This is a genomic window from Actinoplanes sp. NPDC021490, from assembly GCF_055562135.1.
This window is the reverse complement of record NZ_JBVHFW010000004.1, coordinates 140,375-161,833: the sequence shown is the minus strand read 5'-3', so window position 1 is coordinate 161,833 and position 21,459 is coordinate 140,375. Positions and strand designations below refer to the sequence as shown.

At 70.7% G+C, this 21,459-nt stretch carries 19 protein-coding genes; 8 read left to right on the top strand and 11 right to left on the bottom strand.

The genetic code is table 11. The annotated features are described in order from the left end of the window. Position 1: 1 nt before the first annotated feature. Entirely contained in the window at positions 2-250 is a 249-nt protein-coding gene (locus tag ACZ3I4_RS12500) for an SCO4226 family nickel-binding protein (RefSeq protein ID WP_465381994.1), read from the bottom strand. An 84-nt stretch (positions 251-334) separates the two neighbouring features. Here ACZ3I4_RS12500 and ACZ3I4_RS12495 point away from each other — a divergent pair, with 84 nt between their 5' ends. The 3 genes from ACZ3I4_RS12495 (at position 335) to ACZ3I4_RS12485 (ending at position 5,298) form a co-directional block, all read left to right on the top strand. Then, on the top strand, positions 335-3,187 hold the full coding sequence (locus ACZ3I4_RS12495) for a helix-turn-helix transcriptional regulator (RefSeq protein ID WP_465381993.1): 2,853 nt from the start codon (positions 335-337) through the stop codon (positions 3,185-3,187). 71 nt (positions 3,188-3,258) lie between these two features. Next, the gene (locus ACZ3I4_RS12490; protein ID WP_465381992.1) at positions 3,259-3,696 is read left to right on the top strand and encodes a MarR family winged helix-turn-helix transcriptional regulator; all 438 of its coding nucleotides are present in this window, start codon (positions 3,259-3,261) and stop codon (positions 3,694-3,696) included. A gap of 156 nt (positions 3,697-3,852) precedes the next feature. Continuing rightward, entirely contained in the window at positions 3,853-5,298 is a 1,446-nt protein-coding gene (locus ACZ3I4_RS12485) for an MATE family efflux transporter (RefSeq protein WP_465381991.1), read from the top strand. Between the two features lie 75 nt (positions 5,299-5,373). Here the strand turns inward: ACZ3I4_RS12485 and thrS are convergent, their stop codons facing one another. The 5 genes from thrS to ACZ3I4_RS12460 all read right to left on the bottom strand — a co-directional run bounded on the left by thrS (position 5,374) and on the right by ACZ3I4_RS12460 (position 10,825). Next, positions 5,374-7,374 carry a threonine--tRNA ligase gene (thrS, locus tag ACZ3I4_RS12480; protein WP_465381990.1) on the bottom strand — a complete coding sequence of 667 codons (2,001 nt, stop codon included), beginning with the start codon at positions 7,372-7,374 and terminating at the stop codon, positions 5,374-5,376. A 113-nt stretch (positions 7,375-7,487) separates the two neighbouring features. After that, a complete protein-coding gene (locus tag ACZ3I4_RS12475) occupies positions 7,488-8,366 on the bottom strand; it encodes a hypothetical protein (protein WP_465381989.1) in 879 nt (292 codons plus the stop codon). A gap of 4 nt (positions 8,367-8,370) precedes the next feature. Beyond that, the gene (locus ACZ3I4_RS12470; protein ID WP_465381988.1) at positions 8,371-8,679 is read right to left on the bottom strand and encodes a hypothetical protein; all 309 of its coding nucleotides are present in this window, start codon (positions 8,677-8,679) and stop codon (positions 8,371-8,373) included. Positions 8,680-8,811: 132 nt separating this feature from the next. Next, entirely contained in the window at positions 8,812-9,996 is a 1,185-nt protein-coding gene (locus ACZ3I4_RS12465; protein WP_465381987.1) for a multidrug effflux MFS transporter, read from the bottom strand. 43 nt (positions 9,997-10,039) lie between these two features. Next, entirely contained in the window at positions 10,040-10,825 is a 786-nt protein-coding gene (locus ACZ3I4_RS12460; protein WP_465381986.1) for a DUF1684 domain-containing protein, read from the bottom strand. On the opposite strand from ACZ3I4_RS12460, the gene ACZ3I4_RS12455 reads away from it, so the two are divergent. After that, entirely contained in the window at positions 10,824-10,946 is a 123-nt protein-coding gene (locus ACZ3I4_RS12455) for a hypothetical protein (RefSeq protein WP_465381985.1), read from the top strand. The two genes, ACZ3I4_RS12460 and ACZ3I4_RS12455, sit on opposite strands and share 2 nt — an antisense overlap. A gap of 31 nt (positions 10,947-10,977) precedes the next feature. After that, positions 10,978-11,418, top strand: coding sequence for an NUDIX hydrolase (locus ACZ3I4_RS12450; RefSeq protein ID WP_465381984.1), 441 nt, complete (start codon positions 10,978-10,980; stop codon positions 11,416-11,418). A 334-nt stretch (positions 11,419-11,752) separates the two neighbouring features. Here ACZ3I4_RS12450 and ACZ3I4_RS12445 read toward each other — a convergent pair whose 3' ends face one another. From ACZ3I4_RS12445 to ACZ3I4_RS12435, 3 genes are read right to left on the bottom strand one after another with little or no spacing between them, the layout of a single operon-like run. Further along, positions 11,753-13,147, bottom strand: a complete 1,395-nt coding sequence (locus ACZ3I4_RS12445; RefSeq protein ID WP_465381983.1) for a gamma-glutamyltransferase — start codon at positions 13,145-13,147, stop codon at positions 11,753-11,755. A gap of 48 nt (positions 13,148-13,195) precedes the next feature. Continuing rightward, on the bottom strand, positions 13,196-14,050 hold the full coding sequence (locus tag ACZ3I4_RS12440) for an NAD-dependent epimerase/dehydratase family protein (protein WP_465381982.1): 855 nt from the start codon (positions 14,048-14,050) through the stop codon (positions 13,196-13,198). A gap of 9 nt (positions 14,051-14,059) precedes the next feature. Then, positions 14,060-14,524 carry a MarR family winged helix-turn-helix transcriptional regulator gene (locus tag ACZ3I4_RS12435; protein WP_465381981.1) on the bottom strand — a complete coding sequence of 155 codons (465 nt, stop codon included), beginning with the start codon at positions 14,522-14,524 and terminating at the stop codon, positions 14,060-14,062. Positions 14,525-14,599: 75 nt separating this feature from the next. Between ACZ3I4_RS12435 and ACZ3I4_RS12430 the strand changes: the two genes are divergently transcribed. Genes ACZ3I4_RS12430 through ACZ3I4_RS12420 form a run of 3 tightly spaced genes read left to right on the top strand, consistent with a single transcriptional unit; the run spans position 14,600 to position 18,326 of the window. Then, on the top strand, positions 14,600-15,631 hold the full coding sequence (locus ACZ3I4_RS12430) for an LLM class flavin-dependent oxidoreductase (protein WP_465382423.1): 1,032 nt from the start codon (positions 14,600-14,602) through the stop codon (positions 15,629-15,631). Positions 15,632-15,661: 30 nt separating this feature from the next. Further along, complete coding sequence (locus ACZ3I4_RS12425; protein ID WP_465381980.1) at positions 15,662-16,348, top strand: NADPH-dependent F420 reductase; 687 nt, start codon at positions 15,662-15,664, stop codon at positions 16,346-16,348. A gap of 37 nt (positions 16,349-16,385) precedes the next feature. Beyond that, positions 16,386-18,326 (top strand): potassium transporter Kup, encoded by a 1,941-nt coding sequence (locus tag ACZ3I4_RS12420; RefSeq protein ID WP_465381979.1) that lies wholly within the window; start codon positions 16,386-16,388, stop codon positions 18,324-18,326. Here ACZ3I4_RS12420 and ACZ3I4_RS12415 read toward each other — a convergent pair. Continuing rightward, on the bottom strand, positions 18,301-19,026 hold the full coding sequence (locus tag ACZ3I4_RS12415; RefSeq protein WP_465381978.1) for a CYTH domain-containing protein: 726 nt from the start codon (positions 19,024-19,026) through the stop codon (positions 18,301-18,303). The two genes, ACZ3I4_RS12420 and ACZ3I4_RS12415, sit on opposite strands and share 26 nt — an antisense overlap. A 776-nt stretch (positions 19,027-19,802) precedes the next feature. Then, on the bottom strand, positions 19,803-21,371 hold the full coding sequence (locus ACZ3I4_RS12410) for a CBS domain-containing protein (protein ID WP_465381977.1): 1,569 nt from the start codon (positions 21,369-21,371) through the stop codon (positions 19,803-19,805). Positions 21,372-21,459 lie beyond the last annotated feature (88 nt).

Genomic DNA, 21,459 nt, shown 5'->3' with positions numbered 1-21,459 from the left:
CTCAGACCTCGGCGGTCAGCTCGTAGACCTCGGTCGTGGGGTGGCCGGCCCGCTCGTGGATCCGCATCACGGCCTCCTTGCTCGGCCCGGTGCTGAGGCAGAAGACCTTGCCCTGCTCGGGGTCGAGCCAGGCCTGCTCGAAGTGCACGCCCTCCTCCCCCTCGATCTTGAGGTCGGCGTCGTGTGCCTCCGCCAGCTGCTCCGGGGTGACACCGTGGAATCCGCTGTGTACGTCCATGAATTTCGCCATGCTCCTCAGGTTCGTCGCGGCCGGACCGTCGGACATCGGTCAGAGCACCTACGAAGGCCCGGTGGCCGACCTAAAGTTCCGGGCGTGGTCGCCAGCCCCGTGCTCGTCGGCCGGCAGGACCTGATCGCCCTGGCCGACCGGCGCTTCGCCGCGCCCACCGGCGAGCTGCTGTTCCTGGCCGGGGAGGCCGGCATCGGCAAGACCCGGCTGCTGAGCGAGATCGTCCGCCGGGCGCGCCTTCGCGGATACGCGGTGGCCGGCGCGGGCGCCTCCCCCGGTGACACCGAGATCGCCGGCGGCCTGCTGGCCGACCTCGGGTCCGAGCTGCGCCGCGACCCGTCGACCGCGGCGACCGGCGCCTGGCTGACCGAGCGGCTGCACGAACTGGCCGAGGGCGACGCCGCCAGCCGCCGCCGCCTGCTCGTGGCCGGCCTGGCCGAGCTGATCGCCCGGCCGTGCGAGGCCGGCACCCCCTTCCTGATCACCCTCGAGGACCTGCACTGGGCCGACGACCTCACGCTCGACGTGCTGAGCCGGCTGGCCCGGCACGTCACCTCGGCCCCGCTGATGCTCGTCGGCACCTACCGCTCCGACGAGCTGTATCCGCGCGTGCCGATGCGGATGTGGCGCACCCGGCTGCTGACCCAGCGGCTCGCCGAGGAGGTGCGCCTTCCCCGCCTCGATCCGGCCGAGACCGCCGCGCTGGCCGCCGCGATCACCGGCGCCGGCCTGTCCACCCTGGCCGCGGAGGCGCTGCACGCCCGCACCGACGGCATCCCCTTGCACGTGGAGGAGTTCCTCGCCGCCCGCCCCAAGCCCGGCGCCTCCGCACCGCGCGGGCCCGCCTCGCCCGAGCAGGTGCCGGACACGCTGGCCGATGCCGTTCTGGTCCGGGTGGGCCGGCTCCGGCCGGCCACGCAACGCCTGGCCGAGGTGGCCGCGGTGCTGGGCCGGTCGTTCGGTCTCGACCTGCTCACCGGCCTGACCGACGAGACAGCGGAGGCGGTCGACGAGGGGCTGCGCGAACTGATCGACTGTTTCTTCGTCAAGCCGCGCGACGACGGGACGGGCTACGACTTCCGGCACGCGCTGATCCGGGACGCCATCTACGCCGACATCACCCCGCACCGGCGCCGCGCCCTGCACGCCCGGGCCGCCCGGGCCGGCTTTTCCGACACGCTGGCCAGCGATCACTACGAGCGGGCGGGCCAGCCCGCCGAGGCCTTCCGGCACGCGCGGGCGGCGGCGCGGTCGGCGGCCGCGCTGTCGGCGCACCGCGAGGCGGCCGAGCTCTATCGGCGGGCACGGCGCACGTGGCCGGCCCGGCTGCCGCGCGCCGACCGGGCCTCGTTGCTGGCCGCCCTGGCCTGCGAGCTGAGCTCGATCGACGAGAACGAGGAGGCCGCCGCCTGCTACGCCGAAGCGTTCGAGGTGCGCCTCGGCCTGGGCGACGAGGCGGGGGCGGCGGCCGTCGTGCCCGACTGGGTGGCCGTGCGGCATCTGCTCGGCGCCGACCTGCGCACCCGCACCGAGGCGCTGCGGGCCGCGCTCCCCCTGGCCGCCGACCGGCCCGAGACGCGGGCCGAGATCCACGCCGAGCTGGCCGCGGCCCACATGCTCGACCGCCGCCTCGACGAGGCGCTGGCGGACGGCGAACGGGCCCGCACGCTCGGGGTCGACGACCGGACGCGCTGCCACCTGGACGCCACGGTCGGCTCGGTGCTGCTCTTCGCCGGTCGCACGGCCGAGGGCACCACCATGCTGCGCGAGGCCATCACGCGGGCGTCCGGCCTGCGGCTCGAGGCCCAGACGGCGCGCGCCTACCGGATGCTCGGCACGTCGATGTCGGTGCTGGTCGACTACGGGACGGCGATCGAGACGCTGACCGAGGGGATCGCGTACGCCGAGCGGGTCGAGCAGTTCAACGACCGGCACTACATGGCGGCCCACCTGGCCCACGTGCAGTGGGCGACCGGCGACTGGGCGGCCGCCTCGACGACGGCACGCCGGGCGCTGGCCGACGGGGCGGGCGGGATCACTACCGAGATCACGGCCCGGCACGTTCTCGGTTACCTGGCGATGGGGCTGGGGGCGTACGGGGAAGCGGTCTCTCACCTGGAAGCCGCCGAGAACCTGGCCTCGGGCATGCGCGAGCTGCAGCGTCTGTCCCCGGCCTGGTGGGGTCTGGCCGAGACGGCGCTGGCCCAGGGCGACTACGCGACCGCGGTGGCGAGATGCGAGCAGGGCTGGGCGGCGTCGTCCCGGGTCGGCGACGCGGCCTACCTTTTCCCGTACGTCGTCACGGGCGTCCGCGCCCATCTGGCCGGCTCGGGCACGACGGCCGCCCGCGAGTGGCTCGACCGCACCTCGGGGCTGCTCCGCCTGCGCTCGATCCCCGGCACGCTGGGCGCCCTCGACCACGCCGAGGGCCTGATCCACCTGCACGAGGGCCAGACCGGCAAGGCCCGGGCCGCCCTGGCCTCCGCGGACTCGTTCTGGTCCGCCCGCCACCGCTTCTGGGAGCACACCGCCGTCCTGCTCGACCAGTCCCGCTGCGCCACCCGCTCCCGCCGCCCGGCCGAGGCCGCCGCGTTCCGGGCCGCGGCCGCCCACGCGCTCGCCACCGCCTCCGCCCACACTGTCGCCGTTGCCCCGCCTTTTCACACCGCCCCGGCCCCCGCCCCGGCCGCGCTGCCCGCCTTGCCGCCCCGAAGCGGGCTCGTCCCCGACGTCGGCGGCGCGGGAGCTTCGAGTCCGGTCCTCTCCGCCCGGGAAGTGGAAGTCGCCCGTCTGGTCGCCAAGGGCCTCACCAACCGCGAGATCGCCGCGACCCTGACCATCGCGCCCAAGACCGCCGCCGCGCACGTCGAGCACATCCGCACCAAGCTCGGCGTCTCCCGGCGAGCCCAGATCGCCACCTGGATCACGGCCCACTGAGGCGACCGCCGGCCGGGCGCAGTTCGGTTAGAGCGTTGACAGTTAGAGTTCTAACGGTTAGCTTTCTAAGTATGGATGCGCCGAACCTCACCACCTCGCTGGAACTCGTCCGCTGGATCGGATGGGCCCAGCGCAAGGCGGCCGAGGACTGGGTGCGGGCGCGTGAGCTCAGCTTCGAGCAGAGCTTCGCGCTCGGCTACCTGGCCCAGCACCCCGGCGCGATCCAGCGGGACATCGCCGAGATGACCCGCACCAGCGCCGCCAGCGTGTCGAGCCTTCTGCAGGGGCTCGAACGCCGCGGCCTCGTCGAGCGCCGCACGGAGCCCGGCAACGAACGCAGCAAGCGCGTCTACGCCACCGCGGCCGGCGCCGAGCTGATCGCCGGGTTCGAGGCCGCGATGGCCCAGGCCGACGAGACGATCCTGGCCCCGCTCGACGAGACCGAGCGAGCCACCCTCCAGAGCCTGCTCCGGAAGATCACCGCGGAACTGCCGCAACCGACCCGCTAAGACCCCGCCCCACCCGTAACGCGACGGCCCCGCCGCCGCGCACCCCACCATGCCCGCACGCTGCGGCCCCGCCGCCGCGCACCCATCGTGCCCGCACGCCGCGGCCCCCGCCGCGTGCGCCTCAGCCATGCCCGGATGCACCTGAAGGAGGCCGTCATGAGCGCCACCACCGCCGAAGCGTCAACCAAGCCCGGCGCCGCGGGCACCAACCGCTGGTACCTCTCCACCGCCCCGATCCTGCGCGCTCTCGTGCACCTCTGCGTGCCGATGGCCGCGGCGATGATCGTCGGCGCCGTCTACAACGTCATCAACGCCGGCTTCCTCGGCTCGCAGCACAACACCTCGCTGCTGGCCGCGATCACCTTCGGCACCCCGCTGCTCGGCCTGGTCATGGCCATCGGCGGAGTGTTCGGGGTCGGCGGCGGCGCGCTCATCTCGCGTCTGCTCGGCGCCGCCGAACACGACCCGTCCCGGGCCGGGGAGATCCGGCACGTCTCGTCGTTCGCGGTCTGGGGCGCGGTGATCGCCGGCGCGGTCTTCGCCGTCGCCGGACTGCTCCTGCTGCCTCCGCTGGTGACGCTGCTCGGCGCGGACGCCGCCGCCGTGCCCGCCACCACCGAGTACGTCGCCGTCATGCTGGCCTTCGTCCCGGTGCTGGCCGCGGCGTTCTGCCTCGAGCAGCTGGTCCGGGCCGAGGGCGCGGCCCGCCAGGCGATGATCGGGCTGATCCTCTCAACGGTGGCCAACGTGCTCTTCGACGTCATTTTCATCCTGCTGCTGCACTGGGGCGTGGCCGGCGCGGCGCTGGCCACCGGCCTCGCCAACACCGCCATGGTCGCCTACTTCGCCGTCTGGCTGCAGCGCAACAGTGAGCACGTCAGCCTGGCGCCGCGCTGGTTCACCCTGCGCAAGGACGTCGTCCGGCCGGTCTTCGGCGTCGGCGTCGGCGAGCTGCTGCAGTCCGCGTTCATGATCGTCACGGTGCTGGTTCTCAACAACCTGGCTTCCGCGTACGGGGACGGCCCGCTCGCCGCCATGGGAGTCGCGGTCCGCATCGCCCAGGTGCCCGAGTTCCTGATCATGGGCGTCACGCTCGGTGTGCTGCCGCTGTTCGCGTACGCCTACGGCAAGGGCGACCGGGCTCGCCTGAACGCGGCGCTGCGGGCCTCGGCGGTCACGATCGGCGCGGTCATGCTGGTGTTCTGCGGGACCGTGTTCCTGTTCCGCGAGCAGGTGCTCTCCGCGTTCTCGTCCGACCCGGCCGTGCTGACGATCGGCGTCACGATCCTGGTCGCCCAGCTCGTCGCGACCGTGGCCAACGGCTTCGCCGGCCTGATCACCTCGCTGTTCCAGGCGGCCGGCCTGGCCCGCCCGGCGATCGTGATGGGCCTGGCGCAGGGCGTGCTGTTCGTCCCGATCGTGCTGCTGGGCAACCTCTGGTACGGCCTGCCCGGCATCATCTGGGCGCTGACCGTCACCGAGGGCCTGGTGTTCCTGGCCGGCGCGGGCATGTGGCTGGCCTCGCGCCGCACGATCGAGCGCGGCCTGGCCGGGGGCAGCCCCGAGCGGGCCGAGGCTGTCCTCGAAGAGGCCGCGGCGTAAGGGGCCGCCGTCCTCGAGCAGGCTGAGCGTAAGGGCCGGCGCCCCGGTGGGAAGGCGCCGGCCCTTACGGCTGGATCAGGCGGCTGACGGGCTCACGTTCGTCCGGGACTTCACGATCTCGGCGACGTGGGCCACGGCCTCGTCGATCGGGACGCCGTTGCGCTGCGACCCGTCGCGGTAGCGGAAGCTGACCGTGCCGCCGTTGACGTCGTCGTCGCCGGCGATCGCCATGAACGGGATCTTCTGCTGCTGCGCCGTACGGATCTTCTTCTGCATCCGGTCGTCGGAGTAGTCAACCTCGGCCCGGACGCCGGCCGCGCGCAGCTTGTCCACGAACCCGGTCAGGTAGTCGGCGTGGTCGTCGCGGATCGGGATGCCCACGACCTGGATCGGCGCCAGCCACGCCGGGAACGCCCCCGCGTAGTGCTCGACCAGTACACCGAAGAACCGCTCGATCGACCCGAACTTGGCCGAGTGGATCATCACCGGTTCCTGGCGGGTGCCGTCGGCCGCCTGGAACTCCAGCCCGAAGCGGGCCGGCTGGTTGAAGTCGTACTGGATGGTCGACATCTGCCACGTACGGCCGATCGCGTCCTTGGCCTGGACACTGATCTTGGGGCCGTAGAACGCCGCGCCGCCCGGGTCGAGCACCAGGTCGAGGCCGGACTCGGCGGCCACGTCCTCGAGAACCTTGGTCGCCACGGCCCACTGCTCGTCCGTACCGATGAACTTGTCGCTCTTGGGGTCGCGGGTCGACAGCTCGAGGTAGTAGTCGTCGAGGCCGAAGTCGTCGAGCAGCGAGCGGACGAAGTTGAGCAGATGCTTGATCTCGCCCGGGGCCTGCTCGGCCGTCACGTACGAGTGCGAGTCGTCCTGCGTGAGGCCGCGCACCCGGGTCAGGCCGTGCACCACGCCCGACTTCTCGTAGCGGTAGACCGTGCCGAACTCGAAGAAGCGCAGCGGCAGCTCACGATAGGACCGCCCCCGGGACCTGAAGATCAGGTTGTGCATGGGGCAGTTCATGGCCTTGAGGTAGTAGTCCGCGCCCTCGAGCTGCATGGGCGGGAACATCGTGTCCTTGTAGTACGGCAGGTGCCCGGAGGTGTGGAAGAGCCCCTCCTTGCTGATGTGCGGCGAGCTGACGTACTGGAAGCCTTCCTCGATGTGGCGGGCGCGGACGTAGTCCTCCATCTCGCGCTTGATGATGCCGCCCTTGGGGTGGAAGACGACCAGGCCGGAGCCGATCTCGTCGGGGAACGAGAACAGGTCGAGCTCGGTGCCCAGCTTGCGGTGATCGCGGCGCTCGGCCTCGGCCAGGCGGTTGAGGTAGGCCTTCAGCTCGTCGCGGGACGGCCACGCGGTGCCGTAGATGCGCTGCAGCTGCGGGTTCTTCTCGGAGCCACGCCAGTACGCCGCGGCCGAGCGCATCAGCTTGAACGCCGGGATGAGCCGGGTGGTGGGCAGGTGCGGGCCGCGGCAGAGGTCGCCCCAGACGCGCTTGCCGTCCTTGTCGAGGTTGTCGTAGTGGGTCAGCTCGCCCGCGCCGACCGTGCTCAGCTCGGCGTCGTCGACGTCGCCCTTGATGTCGACCAGTTCCAGCTTGTACGGCTCGTCGGCCAGCTCGGCCTTGGCCTCGTCGAGCGACGAGTATTCCCGGCGGCGGAAGCTCTGCCCGGCCTTGACGATCTCCTGCATCCGCTTCTCGAGCTTCGTCAGGTCTTCGGGCTGGAACGGCTTGGGCACGTCGAAGTCGTAGTAGAAGCCGTTCTCGATCGGCGGGCCGATGCCCAGCTTGGCCTCGGGGAACGTGTCCTGCACGGCCTGGGCCAGCACGTGCGCGGCCGAGTGGCGCAGCACGTTCAGCCCGTCGGGCTCGTCGATCGCGACCGGGGTCACGTCGGTGTCGGACTCGGGCCGCCAGTCGAGGTCACGCAGGCGCCCGGCGGCGTCGCGCACGACCACGACCGCCTTGGGGCCGGTCGCCGGAAGGCCGGCCGCGGCCACCGCATCGGCGGCCGTAGTCCCGGCCGGGACGACTAGAGGGTCGGCCACAGCGGGGGTACGGGGTGCGGACACGGTGATCTCCTTCGGCAATGAAACTCTCGGGAACCTTGACGATGCTAGTCGCCCGGAAATTCCCGTGACGTTTCCGCCCACGTACGCCACTAACAGGTGAGTCACCGGCCGTTTCAGCGCGCGACCATCTCGGACCGCTCCTCGGCGCCGGGCGTGTAGGTCAGCAGCCGCTGTCCCTGGGCGCGGCGTTCCAGTTCGTCCAGCGCGACCAGCCGCCGGTCGAGGTTGACCTGGGCCTGGTTCATCGCGCCGTCGGCCCGGCTTTCCCGGGCGGCCAGCAGCGCCTCCCGGTCGCGGCGCAGCAGCAGACGGTTGGCCGAGTCGCGGTCCTTGGCCGGCAGCCCCGCCGCGGCGCCGATGATCTCGGGGTGCTCGACGATCGCCCGGTCCTGCACGAGCGGGTGCTGGGCCTGCCACCAGGCGGCCCGGCTCGGTGGCGTGACATCGGCCAGCGCGAGCACGCTGACCTCGTCGTACTGCGGGCGGCCGGCGTCCGGGAGGAACATGTCGTGGAAGTTGTGATCGGCGATCAGCTCGCAGGTCCGCCGGTCGTCCTCGTTGACGCGGGCCAGGATCTCGCCGATCTGGGAGGCGTACGAGTCGACCGTGGACTGCGTGGCGGCGACCTCGATCGGCGCGGTGATCGTGCCCGAGCGCAGGTCGATCCGCAGACCACGGGCCTCGGCCTCGGCCACCAGCCCGTGCAGCAGCCGGCGGCCGTCCTCGACCGACCCGGCGAACTCCCGGATGATCTTCGCAATGGCGGCGCAGTGGACGTGCCCGGTGCCGACCTGCACCCGGATGTCGGCCAGCTTGTCCTGGGCGGCCTGCGAGCTGGGCCCGGCAGGCCAGTGGTTCGGCAGATCCCGGGTGTCCCGCCCGAGATCCTCGACCGCCGTGTCGAGCGTCAGCGCCAGCCGGTCCCAGCGCCGGGCGATGCTGTGCAGCCGGCCGGTGTCGGCGTCGAGCAGTCCTTGCAGCGTCATCGTCATCGGGTCACTCCCCCGCCTTCCCGACGGACCGGATGCGCTCGGCGATGTCCCGATCGACGGCGACGAAGTCCCCGGCCGCCGTCCGCAGGTCGTGGCCGAACTCGCGAACCAGCTGACCGAGCCCGTCGATCGTGACCGCCCACGCCCGGGCCGCCCCGGCCAGCATCACGTCGCAGGTCACCGACCCCTCGATGGCCCCCTGACCCGCGTACTCCCACGCCGCGTTGCCCGCGGCCACCGCGACGAGGTGTTCCCCCACCGCGTCGACCGCCTCACCCATCGCCCGCACCTCGGGCGCATCGATGCTGGTCATGTCGTCCATCGATCAACCACCGTCCCCTGGGCACCGGCTCCGCAACCTACACGGCGCCGTCCCCCCTCCCGGTTCACCGCGCGGCGCCCCTCCGCCTTCGACCCTCGTGGGCCGCTCACCGCGCGGCGCGGCTCAGCCTTCGACCCGCGACTCGGGCTGCGGCTCGCGGTCGGCGCGGTGGGCCGCGATCGAGGCGGCGGTCGCGATCAGCGCGGCCGTGGCCATCACCAGCGCCGGCACCAGGGCCGAGCCGTCGCCGCCCAGGCCGACCAGCGGGGACACGACCGCGCCCAGGCCGAACTGCGAGAAGCCCAGCAGCGCGCTTCCCGTTCCGGCCACCGCGCGCACGCGGCCCATCGCCAGCGCGGCCGACGGGCCGGCCACGCCGCCGTTGGCGCTGACCGCGAAGAAGATCGGGATCGGGTACGTCCAGGCCGGCGCGCCGGTCAGCACCAGCGTCAGCAGCGTCGCCGTGGCCGCCACCTCGAGCGTCAGCGCGGCGGTGACCACGCGGCGGGGCCCGGCCCGCTCGACCAGGCGGCTCGCCACGGCGCCGGCGGCGATCAGGCCGCACGCGTTGAGACCGAACGCGACCCCGTACGCGACCTCGGAGAGACCCACCACGCGCTGGTAGACGAAGGGCGAGGCCGAGATGTACGCCATCATCATCGCGAACGAGCTCGCGAAGACGGCCGTGTCGGCCCAGTAGCCGCCCGACCGCAGGATGATCCGATAATCGCCGGCGCCGCGGGCCGTGCGGGAACGGGTTTCCGGCAGCACGAACAGGACGGCGAGCAGCATGACCGTGCACAGGCCGGTGACCGTCCACAGCATGCCGCGCCAGCCCACGGGACCGGCCAGCAAGCCACCGGCGACCGGGGCGAGCACCGGAGCCACCCCGGCCACGGTCATCATCAGGGTCAGCGCGCGGGCGGCGGCCCGGCCGGTGAGCAGGTCGGCGATGACCGCCCGGCCGATCACCACACCTCCGGCGCCGGCGAAGCCCTGCACCAGGCGGGCGGCGATCAGCACGGGAAGCGTGGGGGCGGTGGCCGCGACCACGCCGGCCAGCACACAGACCACGGAGCTGACGATCAACGGCGTACGGCGGCCGAAACGGTCGGAGATCGTGCCCATCACCAGTTGACCGAAGGCCAGCCCGGCCAGGAACGTGGTCAGCGTGAGCTGGACGCCGCTCGCGTCGACGCCGAGATCGTCGGCCATCGCGGGCAGGCCGGGCAGATAGAGGTCGGTCGCGATCGGCCCGAACGAGACGAGCAGGGCCAGGGTGAGCAGCAACGCCGGCCCGATGGTCACGGGCAGAGTCAATCACCCCGGGTACGCGAGACGCGCACCCCGGCTACTGGCGCTCGTACGGGATCTTCTCGCCGGCCTCCACGGCGATCGGCAGCCGGTTCTCCGCGGGCGGCAGCGGGCACGTGGCGTAATCGGTGTAGGCACAGGGCAGGTTGGTGGCCCGGTTGAAGTCGAGGGTGACCGTGCCGTCGGCGGCGGGCGCGGGGATGGCCAGGCTGCGGTTGGCCGCGTACGTGGTGACGCCCGAGGTCTCGTCGGTGAACAGCGCGAAGAACGAGCCGGGGCTGCGCCCGTTGAAGACGGTCAGCGACAGCGGCGTGCCCAGCGCCTCGAACTCGACGACGCCCGGCGACTCGTACACGTGCTCGAGCCCCTCGACGGCGGCGCCGACGGTGATGTCGCGCGGCGCCTCGAACGGGACGAAGCGCCCGGTCAGCGCCCACTTGCCGGTCGGCTCGTAGACCGGTGTGCCGCGGAACCCGGTGCGAAGCGGATTCGACGGATGGCGCGGGCGGACCACGTCGAACCCGCCGCGCTTGGCCACCTCGATCACGGCGTCGCCGGCCGCCGCGCTCACGCCGCCGCGCTCGGGCAGAACGCCGAACTCGTGTCGACCGGTCACCTCGGCGCCGTCGACGACCAGCGACTCGCCCGCGGCCAGCGTGACGACGGGCCCGGCCGGGCCGGTGCTCCACTCGCCGGGGGCGTCCGGGAAGCGGCGCGGGGTCGCGTCGAGAAAGTTCAGGCTGGTGACGGCCAGGAATCCGTGCGGGTCGGCCAGGGTGCGCTCGTGCTCGGCGTGCCACTCGGCCCAAAGCTGCTCGTCCATGCCACCAGCCTATGCCTACTTCACCCATAGGAGTGGAGTGACGCTGACCTCTTCCCCGGTCAGGAGGGCCGGCAACCTTGCGTTCGCCCGCGCCTTCGACGAGTTGGGCGTGCGCGTCTGATCCCGTCGCGCGGGTGCGGCATTCTTTCTGCATGACCCGTCCCCGTGCCGTCGCGGTTGTTCTCTCCGAGGGCCGCGTTCTGCTGATCAAGCGATACCTGCAACGGCCGCGGCCCTGTGTGATGTGCCCGCGCGGCGCTCTCGCCTGCGCCGGCCACCATTACGCGGTGCTGCCGGGTGGCGGTGTCGAGGACGGGGAGACGTTCGAACAGGCCGTCGTGCGCGAACTGACCGAGGAAACCACCCTGACCGGGCGCATCGATCGTCAATTGTGGTCGGGGCGGCACATCAAACGGCGGGCTGTCTACTTTCTGATGACCGACATCGAGGGGACGCCCGTTCTGTCGGGGCCGGAAGCCGTCGAGAACAATCCGCTGAACAGCTTCGAATTGCTGTGGGCGACATACGACCAATTCGAGCCGCTGAACCTGTTTCCGACAAGCATTCGTATGCCGCTAAAAGAACTGCTATGACAATTTGACTGCGGACGGGTCGATCAACGCGGACGGATAGATCAACTGCGGACGGACCAAGGATCAAGGGCGGACGTCGTAGCGGGGCGGTGGGTACGAATCGCTGCTCACGCCGAGGGCCCGGGCGGGCCGAGCAGGGCGCCGGGGCGCCCAGAACGCTCACCCCACCCGGGCGACGTGAGTAAGTGGTTGCGCCCAAAACCAACCCGCCGCCGCTTACGGTCCATCGTGGACAGGCCTGCCGGGGCCCGTAAATGCCAAGAAGCAGCGCAATAGGCCATACATGACGCGCCGCGACACGCAGGGGTCAAGCGGGCGTGATCCGGTGAAGGGGTCAGGGGATTACGGCGGCCAGGCCGTCGGCTCGGGGGTCGCTTCCGGCGTCCAGTACGCCGGCGCGGGAGCGGGACAACTGCACGTGGCCGGCGGCGTCGTGCAGGGACGGGACGGTGGAGACGGTCAGGCCGGTCGCGTCCGGGGGCGCCGGCATGCCGGGTTCGAGGATCAGGCTGGTGCCGCGGAGCATCCAGCGCGGGCGGGCGACCAGCTCGCCCGGGTCGGCGGCCGACAGGACGTGCGGGGCCAGCTGGGCCAGGATCCACGGCTGGGCCCGGCCGCCCTGGCAGCCCAGGGCGATCACGCTGTCGGAGGTGGTGGCGATGGCGGGGCACAGAGTGTGCGGCGGACGCCGGCCGGGCGCCAGGTGGCCCGGGTGGGACTTGTCGAGGGTGAACGACGAACCCCGGTTGTGCAGCACGACCCCGGTCGACGGCTCCAGCAGCCCGGCGCCGAAGCTTTCGAAGACGCTCTGGATCAGCGTGATCGCGTTGCCCTCGTCGTCGACGGCGGTCACCGCCACCGTGTCCCCGCTCGGGCCGGGCACCAGCGGCGCGGGCTCGGCGTCCACCGGCGTACGGAGAAGAAGGCCGTCGACGGAGATCGGGCCGCCGCGGGGATCGCCGAGCAGGGCGTCGCGGGCGGCCTGGGCGCGGCGGCTGTCGGTCAGCAGGGACGGCGAACCGGCCAGCGCCAGGAAGGTGGCGCCCTGCACCGGCGGCGGGGCGGCGTGCCAGGTGACTTCGCCGGCCACCGTGCGCAACGGGTCGCCGACCTCGGCCACGTGCGCGGCGAAGTCGCCGGGGGCCAGGGGACTGCCCAGCGCCCGTACCCCGGCGACGATCGGCCCGGCATAGAAGGACCGCCAGTCCCGGCCGATGCCGGTGAGCGTCCGCGCCAGCGCCGGCTGCACGAGCCGGGGCTGCAGCATGACCGCGGACAAGCCGGGATCGGCGCGGATGACGTCGATCCGGGCCGCGATCGCCGTCCGCAGGCCCGGCGCGATGTCGACGCCGCCGGCGGCGAGCCGGACCGGGAAGTCGAGCAGCTGGTCGAGCGGCAAGCGAGCCCCGAGCCCGTGCACCGCGGCCCATCCGGCGACCACACCCGGAACGGTCACCGTCTGCGGGCCGCTCTGCGGCATCCGATCGCCCAGGGCGGCCACGTCGACCGCAAGCGCGGCCGCGCCGATCGAGAGCACCGCGCGTACGGGGGAATTGGCCGGACGCACCATCGCGACCATGTCCCCGCCGACCGAGCATTGGTGCGGGTAGGCCACGGTCAGGGCCGCGGCCGCCGCGAGCGCCGCGTCGAAGGCGTTGCCGCCGGCCGCCACCACCGTCCGCGCGGCCTCGACGGCAGCCGGATGGGGCGCGGCGACGGCGACAGGCATACCGGCGACCCTACGACCGGCTCACCGGCTCCGCACATCGGTGAAGAGCTACGGCGTACGCCAGGTGAACTCGGGGTCGTAGCCGAGCAGGCGCCGGGCCTTGTCGATGGAGAGCAGGGTCTCGTGTTCGCCCAGCTCCTTCTTGACCGGGAGGTCGGGGAAGACCTCGGCGGCCAGTTCGGCGCTCGGCCGGCTCATGACGGTGTCGGCGTTGGCGATGACGAAGACCTCAACACCCGGCTTCCCGTACGCGAGGGAGCGCCGGACGGCCTGGGCGCCGTCCCGGGCGTCGATGTAGCCCCACGCGTTCCAGCTTCGCAGGCGCGGGTCGGCGTCGTAGCCGGGGAAGGCCTCGTAGTCGGCCGGCTCCATGACGTTGGAGAAGCGCAGGCCGACCATCGTCAGCGTGGGATCCCAGCGGCAGAACTGGGCCGCCATCTGCTCCTCGAGGTGCTTGGCCAGCGAATACGACGAGTTGGGCCGGGCCGGGTATTCCTCGTCGGCGGGCAGGTAGGGCGGCGGGGTGGAGTCGAACGGCAGGCCCAGCACGGTCTCGCTGGACGCCCACACGATGTTCTTGATGCCGGCGGTGCGCGCGGCGGCGAAGACGTTGTAGGTGACGGTGATGTTGTTGTGGAAGGTCGCCGCGTTGGGCAGCAGCCCGGGGGCGGGGATCGCCGCCAGGTGCACCACCGCGTCGATCTTGTCGTAGCGGTCGTCCACGGCGGTCAGCACCGAGACGGCCTGCCCGAAATCCGAGAGATCGGTCTTGGTCCACTGCGCCCGGGGGTCGGCCGAGGGCGCCACGTCGAGGTTGACGACCGCGTTGCCGTGGTCGAGCAGGTCCTTGACGACGGCGCGGCCGAGCTTGCCACTGCCACCGGTTACTGCGATACGAGCCATGATGCAGTTCTACCCCCGTACGAGGTGGGCACGCAGGGCGGCGGCGATCTCTCCGGCCGCCTCGAGCTGCTCCGGCGTCAGGGCGTCGACGAAGATCTCGCGGATGTCGCGCAGATGCGGCCGGGTCGCCTCGTTGAACGCGCCGAGCCCGGCCGGGGTCAGCACGACCTCGGCGCCCCGGTTGTCGGTGACGCATTCCTCGCGGCGGATCAGCCCCCGCTTCTCCATGCGCCTGAGATGGTGGGACAGCCGGCTGCGCTCCCACCCGATGGTGGCGGCCAGCTCGGACGACCGGAGGCGGTGGGACTCGGTCTCGCTCAGGGCGAGCAGCACCGCGTAGTCCCCCGGCGACAGCCCGGACGACTGCTGCAGCCGGGCCGTCAGTTCGGTCCGGAGCAGCTCGCCGGTCTCGAGAAAGTCACGCCAGATGCGGAGCTCGTCCCTCGTCGGGAACCTCCGCGTGCCGGTGCTCACAACGCCACCTCCAGTGATTGACGTGTCAATAGTAGTGGGCATAATTGACACGTCAATCAGCTTGAGAGGGTCATGATGACGGAACTCACCTTCGGCCTCGACACGTTCGGCGACGTGCCGGAGGACGACCACGGCAACCTGCTCTCCTACGGCGACGCCATCCGCCAGGTCGTCGACGAGGCCGTCCTCGCCGACGAGCTGGGCGTCGACGTGATCGCGCTGGGCGAGCACCACCGGCCGGAATACGCGATCTCCACGCCCGAGACCGTGCTCGCGGGCATCGCGGGCCGGACCAAGCGCATCCACTTGGCGTCCGGTGTCACGGTCCTGAGTTCCGACGATCCGGTACGCGTGTTCCAGCGCTTCGCCACCGTCGACGCGCTCTCCCACGGCCGCGCCGAGGTGATCCTGGGCCGCGGGTCCTTCACCGAGTCGTTCCCGCTGTTCGGCTACGACCTGGCCGACTACGACAAGCTGTTCGAAGAGAAGATCGAGCTGTTCGTCAAGCTGCTCGACGAGAAGCCGGTGACCTGGAGCGGCACCACCCGGGCCCCGCTCGTCGACGCCGATGTCTTCCCCAAGACCGATTCCGGGCGCCTGACCACCTGGGTCGGCGTGGGCGGATCCCCGCAGTCCGTGGTGCGTACGGCGCGGTACGGTCTGCCGCTGATGCTCGCGATCATCGGCGGGACACCCGACCGCTTCACCCCGTACGTGGATCTCTATCGCCGGGCCGCCGACCAGCTCGGCACCGTGGCCCACCCGGTCGGGATGCACTCGCCGGGGTTCGTCGCGGACACCGACGAGCAGGCCAAGGAATTGTTCTACCCGCGCTTCAAGGTCATGCGGGACCGGATCGGCGCGCTGCGGGGCTGGCCTCCGCTACGCAAGCAGGAGTTCGACTACGAGGTCGAGCACGGCTCGCTCTATATCGGCTCGCCCGAGACCGTGGCCCGCAAGATGGCCCGGGCGATCAAGTCGCTGGGCGTCGGCCGGTTCGACATGATCTACAGCGCCGGGTCGACGCCGGCCAGTGCCCGCCTGCGCGCCGTCGAGCTGTTCGGCGCCAAGGTGATCCCGATGACCCGCGACCTGCTGGCCGACTGACCCAGCTTCCCCCGAAAGGCGGCCTCCGCTATGACCACGATCGGCATCCTCGGCGCCGGCAAGGTCGGCACCGTGCTGGCCCGGCTCGCGATCGCGGCCGGGCACCGGGTGCTCATCTCCGGCTCCGGCGACGTCTCGAAGATCAGCCTGATCATCAGCGTGCTGGTGCCCGGGGCCGAGCCCACCACCCCGGCCGACGCGGCCGCCCGGTCGGACGTCGTGGTGCTCGCCCTGCCGCTGGGCAAATACCGGAGCCTGCCGGTCGAGGAACTGCGCGGCAAGCTGGTCATCGACGCCATGAACTACTGGTGGGAGGTCGACGGCCTCCGCGACGACCTCACCGACCCGCGCACGTCGTCGAGCGAGATCGTGCAGGCCTTCCTGCCGGGGTCGCGGGTGGTCAAGGCGTTCAACCACATGGGCTATCACGACCTCGAGGAGGGCGCCCGCCCGGCCGGCGCGCCCGGCCGCAAGGCGATCGCGGTCGCCGGGGACGACCCGGCCGCGGTCGCGGCGGTGGCGGCGATCGTCGACGACCTCGGCTTCGACCCGGTCCGGGCCGGGTCGCTGGCCCGGGGCGTACGCCTGGAACCCGGCGCCGAGGCGTTCGGCGCGAACGTCTCCGCGGCCGAACTGGACGCCATGCTCGAGCGTTTCCCCAGTTCCGAGCGGGGTCGCGTGGTCGCGCAGGCACGTGACGGCGGACACGCCCGATAGAACCACCCATCGCGCTCATCAGGCGCAGAATGAGCCGGTGAATGAAGAGGTGCCCGAAACGGCCGCCACGCCGGCGAACCACCACGACCACTCGAAGCTGAAGGCGGCCGTGGTGGTGGGCGCCCTCGGTGTCGTCTTCGGCGACATCGGCACCAGCCCCATCTACACCCTCCAGACGATCTTCAACCCGGCCGACCCGCACCCGGTGCCGATCAGCGACGGCAACATCCTCGGCGTCGTGTCGACGATCTTCTGGTCGGTCATGATCATCGTGACGCTGACCTACGTCTCGCTGGTCATGCGGGTGAACAACGACGGCGAGGGCGGCATCATGGCCCTCATCACGCTGCTCCGCCGCTGGGGCTCCGATCACCGGCGGCGCAGCGCGGTGCTCCTGGCCGCGTTCGGCATCTTCGGCGCCTCGCTGTTCTTCGGCGACAGCATGATCACCCCGGCCATCTCGGTGCTGTCGGCGGTCGAGGGGCTGGAAACCGTGCGCCCCGGCTTCGAGAGCTGGGTCGTGCCGATCACGGCGGTGATCATCGTGATCCTCTTCGCGTTCCAGCGGCACGGCACCGCGGCGGTCGGGCGGCTCTTCGGCCCCATCATGATCGCCTGGTTCACGGTGATCGGCGGGGCCGGCATCCGGGGCATCGCCGACCAGCCCCGCATCCTCGAGGCGCTCTCACCCACGTACGCCATCGGCTTTCTCACCGGGCACTTCCACATCGCCTTCTTCGCCCTGGCCGCGATCGTGCTCGCCGTGACCGGGGCCGAGGCGCTGTACGCCGACATGGGCCACTTCGGGCGCAAGGCGATCGTGGCCGGCTGGCTCATCCTGGTGCTGCCCGCCTGCACGTTGAGCTACCTGGGCCAGGGCGCCCTGCTGCTCGGCGACCCGGGCAAGCTGTCCAGCCCGTTCTTCCTGCTAGTTCCCGACGCGGCCCGGCTGCCGCTGGTCATCCTGGCCACCGCGGCCACCGTCATCGCCGCGCAGGCGGTCATCACCGGCGCCTACTCGGTGGCGTCGCAGGCGGGCCAGCTCGGCTACCTTCCGCGACTGCGCATCGCGCACACCTCGGAGTCGACGATCGGCCAGATCTACGTACCGTGGATCAATTGGCTCCTGATGGTCGCGGTGCTCGTGCTGGTGTTCGCGTTCCGCAGCTCGGCCGCGCTGGCCTACGCGTACGGGATGGCCGTGGTCGGCACGATCACCATCACCACGCTGCTGTTCCTGTATTTCGCGCGGGTCCGCTGGCACACCCCGCTCTGGATCGTGCTTGTCGGCGGCGGCCTGCTGATCGCCACCGACCTGCTGTTCGTCAGCGCCAACCTGACCAAGCTGGTGCACGGCGCGTGGCTGCCGCTGCTCATCGGGCTGATCGCGTTCACCGTGATGACCACGTGGCAGCGCGGCCGCCAGATCGTCACCGCGGAACGTGACAAGGCCGAGGGTTCGCTGCGTGAGTTCGTCGACGACATGCAGACCCGGCTGACGCTGACCCGCGTGCCGGGCACGGCCATCTTCCTGAACCGCGGCAAGCAGACCGCCCCGCTGGCGCTGCGCGCGAACGTCGAGCACAACCATGTGCGCCACGACCACGTCATCATCCTGTCGATCTTGACGCTGCCGGTCCCGCGGCTCTCCGACGACGAGCGCATCGACATCGACGACCTGGGCTACGCCGGGGACGGCATGACCCACGTGAGCGCGCGCTACGGATACATGGAGACACCGGACGTGCCGGCCCTGCTGCGCACGCTGGACGACGTGCAGACCGAGGGCACGATCTCGGTCGACGAGGCGTCCTACTTCCTGTCGAAGATCGAGCTCACCCGGGGCAGCTCGCACACGATGGCCCCGTGGCGCAAGCGCCTGTTCATCGCCACGTCCTACATCACGGCCGACGCGGCGGAATACTTCAGCCTGCCCCGCGACCGTACGGTGATCATGGGGTCTCGAATCGAGGTGTGAAATACCGCAGCGTGGCCTCGGTCTTGGTCACCTGCGGCTCGTCGTCGGGAACGATCCCGTACGCCCGGAGCGCGCTCGACGTCTCGTCGGCGATCTGGGGCGCCCGGGCCGACGGGCAACGCGTGGACAACTCGGCGATCACCGACCCGTCCGGAAAGGTCCACTGCTCGGCGATCAGCGGATGGTCGAGCGCCGCGAGCGTGAGCCGGCAGCGCCGCACCTCCACCGGGCCGAACGTGAGCAGGGTGTTCAACGGCACCTTCGCGTACGCCGTGAGAAGGCGCTTCTGACGGTTCGAGAGAAGCCGGGCCAGCGGCTTGCCGGCCGCCACCGCCCGATCGACGTCATGCCGGCCGAGGCGCCGCTTGAGCGTGCCCGAGCAGGCATAGTTGTCGGGCAGCGCGTCGATCTCGACGGCGAACCCGTCGTCACGCCGAAGCCAGCCCGGCAGCGCCTTGGGCAGCACCGGCCGCAACTTGACCACGGCATCGGCGTCGCGCCCCTTGGTGCTGCGGAGACGCACGATCAGGCCGTGGCGCTGAAGGGCGAGATCAACGGTGTCGAGGAAGTAGACCTTGCGGGTCAGGCCCTTGCCCAGATCGGCGCCGAGCTTGCCCAGGTCGTCCGGGCTGACGGCCACCTTGAGTTCGACCTTGGGCACCTGGCCGGTCAGTGGCGGCTGCCAGAAGCCCCTGGTCATCACTGCTTCAGTCACTGCTCACCCGCGTTGCTCGAAGGTCCGGCGTTCGGCGACGACCCGCATTACCCGGATCGGCCATTCGAAACGTCCCTCCCCCTCGGTCTCGTTCACTTTCCGTTCACCTTGCCACCACCATGACTTTACCTGGGCGAGGTGAAGCAGCCACCCTACCGACCAGAGGAGGTGGTTTCGGCAACAGCGATGGCGGTCGGCTCATAGGCGGAAGCGGCCAGCCAGACCTGAGCCAAGTGCCAGAATCACGGGAATCAAGGCTGGGTCAACGCAGTCCTTGCCCACGCCCTGAGCGTGGCGCATCGCGCTCGGCAGGGTCGCCGCCCGCCGGATGACACCGACTCTTCAAGCGGTAGCTGACCCGTTCAGCAGAGACGCCAGGCGCTTCGCTCAAGAGCGACTCCACGTCGTCAACCCTGGTCAGACAGGGTGCCTAAGACCGACGTGGCATCCGACCGCACCGATACCCCGCAACCGACCCACGCATATGCGAACAGCCCGATGACACCGTACGGCGGCCATCCAGAAGCCGCCACAGTTCCGCACGTGAGACGAAGCCGAATGCACCTGTAGACGACATGACCGAGTCAAGTGCTGAGGTCCCAGCTCGAATCCACAGTAAGCATCGGTCCGCCAACCGGTGTCGAGGATCACCCCACCGACGACACGATCGCAGGGACGAGGGCACTCGCGGAAGGAACTTCACCGCGAAGCCGGGCCTGGCCGTCGTTCGCCTCCGCCGGGCGGCACGGTGTCCCGCGGCGTCACGGCAGCGGGTCTACAGCTCGCAGCATCGCCAAGAGTCCGTCGATGGTCCTGAGGTCTTCGGACGGGGCCGGATCCGGAGAGAAATGCATCATCTTGTTCCGGATCTTGGATACCGTCGCGATCTGACCGACGAACTGCTCGTGGTCGAGCGGCCAGCCGAGCAGTTCGAAGTGTTTAGGTTCCCGCAGCAGATAGGGATAGGCGCCGAACGTCAAGGATTCGACCGACTTGTGCTTTTTGGTGGCTTCGATGATGACGTCACTGGACATCCGCGCCGACACTCGACGGCGTAGACGGCGCTCGCATTCCTCGATCATGCTGAACGGCTTGGCGATTTCGCCGAACCGCTCGGCGAGATCGGCCGACGTCACGATCCCGGTGATGGTCTTCGCATCCGGTGATCTGACGAAGACGAAGCCTCGCTGAGAGATCTCGTCCAGCCGCGGCAACACCGGCTCGGCATGCTCGGCCGCGGCGACAACGTGAAGGGCATCTTCAACCAGCGTTGCCCCTGAATTGGACATGGCGGCCTTAGCGATCGACTCCCAGCCGATCGCGCCGCGGAAGGTGCCGTCGTCATCGATTACCGCCAGCTGCGAGAAGTCGTTCCGCAGTAGCAGGGTCTGTGCCAGCACAATGGTGTCATCCGGCCGCACCGACGCGACGGTGATCGAACGCGCCAGGTTCCCGAACCGCAGAGTGAACGGCTTCTCGACGATCATCTCGTCGTCGTCGTCTTCGTCCGTCTCGGCCGGCGCTTGGTCTCCCCCGTCCTCCAGCTTTCGCTCGGCCGGCGTCTCGTCTGCGGAGTCGTCCGCCTCCGCCCCGGACTTGACTACTGTGATCGTGTCGTCGATATACCCCTCCGTGAATGGCGGCACCGCGACCAGGGCATGCTCGGCGAGATCGTTCCCGATGACAGCCACGGCAGCTGCCGTACGGCGACCCACACCCCACTGGGCCAGTAGCTCTCGCACCGTGAGCGTCAAACCGTCATCAGCCGCCAGAGCTCGCGCGAGGAAGGCATCCGGCGTGACCCACTCCGTGGTCGACCGCTCTTCGGCCGTCGACCCGGGATCCACGCCTGTCTCCGCGAGCGAGGCAATGCGCCGGGCGGCGCCGTTGCGCCGCAACTGGCAGATGGTCAGCAGAGAGCCAAGGCTGTACAGCAGGTCCTGCTGAATGGCGGCCCGGGGAAGCGCCCGCTGTATCCATTCGACCGGCCGTACATGCCTGCGGTCTTGAGGCGCATCCTCGCGATACCGATAGCCGCCGGCGATACGGCCGATCGCCACGTGGTCGGGAACGGTCTTGAGGGGAACGACAACCAGGTCGCCTTCCTCCATAACGTGGATCAGGCGCCAAAGCTGACCGGTCCAGTTCGCGACCACGGTCGGTGATCTCTGCGGATACGCAGCGCGTACTGCTGTGCGCAGCTCCCTCCGACTGGTGTAGGAGGAAAGATCCCCCATCTCAGGCCAGCCGGCGATGATCAGCGATTGGCTCAACGCGTCTTCTTCACGCTCGCCCTTTCGGCCTGCCCTGACCATCCACGCGTTGACCATCGGACCCCTACCGGTGCTGAACGATCGGCTTGACACGCGAAGCGTGCCAGCGGGAGTTCAGGTTCTCAATGGAAAGTGGTGTCGTCTT

Coding starts and splice junctions, on each gene's coding strand:
- ACZ3I4_RS12410 (WP_465381977.1), bottom strand. CDS start 21,371: ATGGTCAACGCGTGGATGGTCAGGGCAGGCCGAAAGGGCGAGCGTGAA.
- ACZ3I4_RS12460 (WP_465381986.1), bottom strand. CDS start 10,825: ATGGACGAGCAGCTTTGGGCCGAGTGGCACGCCGAGCACGAGCGCACC.
- ACZ3I4_RS12425 (WP_465381980.1), top strand. CDS start 15,662: ATGACCACGATCGGCATCCTCGGCGCCGGCAAGGTCGGCACCGTGCTG.
- ACZ3I4_RS12470 (WP_465381988.1), bottom strand. CDS start 8,679: ATGACCAGCATCGATGCGCCCGAGGTGCGGGCGATGGGTGAGGCGGTC.
- ACZ3I4_RS12500 (WP_465381994.1), bottom strand. CDS start 250: ATGGCGAAATTCATGGACGTACACAGCGGATTCCACGGTGTCACCCCG.
- ACZ3I4_RS12475 (WP_465381989.1), bottom strand. CDS start 8,366: ATGACGATGACGCTGCAAGGACTGCTCGACGCCGACACCGGCCGGCTG.
- ACZ3I4_RS12415 (WP_465381978.1), bottom strand. CDS start 19,026: ATGACCAGGGGCTTCTGGCAGCCGCCACTGACCGGCCAGGTGCCCAAG.
- ACZ3I4_RS12430 (WP_465382423.1), top strand. CDS start 14,600: ATGACGGAACTCACCTTCGGCCTCGACACGTTCGGCGACGTGCCGGAG.
- ACZ3I4_RS12485 (WP_465381991.1), top strand. CDS start 3,853: ATGAGCGCCACCACCGCCGAAGCGTCAACCAAGCCCGGCGCCGCGGGC.
- ACZ3I4_RS12445 (WP_465381983.1), bottom strand. CDS start 13,147: ATGCCTGTCGCCGTCGCCGCGCCCCATCCGGCTGCCGTCGAGGCCGCG.
- ACZ3I4_RS12455 (WP_465381985.1), top strand. CDS start 10,824: ATGCCACCAGCCTATGCCTACTTCACCCATAGGAGTGGAGTGACGCTG.
- ACZ3I4_RS12450 (WP_465381984.1), top strand. CDS start 10,978: ATGACCCGTCCCCGTGCCGTCGCGGTTGTTCTCTCCGAGGGCCGCGTT.
- ACZ3I4_RS12440 (WP_465381982.1), bottom strand. CDS start 14,050: ATGGCTCGTATCGCAGTAACCGGTGGCAGTGGCAAGCTCGGCCGCGCC.
- ACZ3I4_RS12490 (WP_465381992.1), top strand. CDS start 3,259: ATGGATGCGCCGAACCTCACCACCTCGCTGGAACTCGTCCGCTGGATC.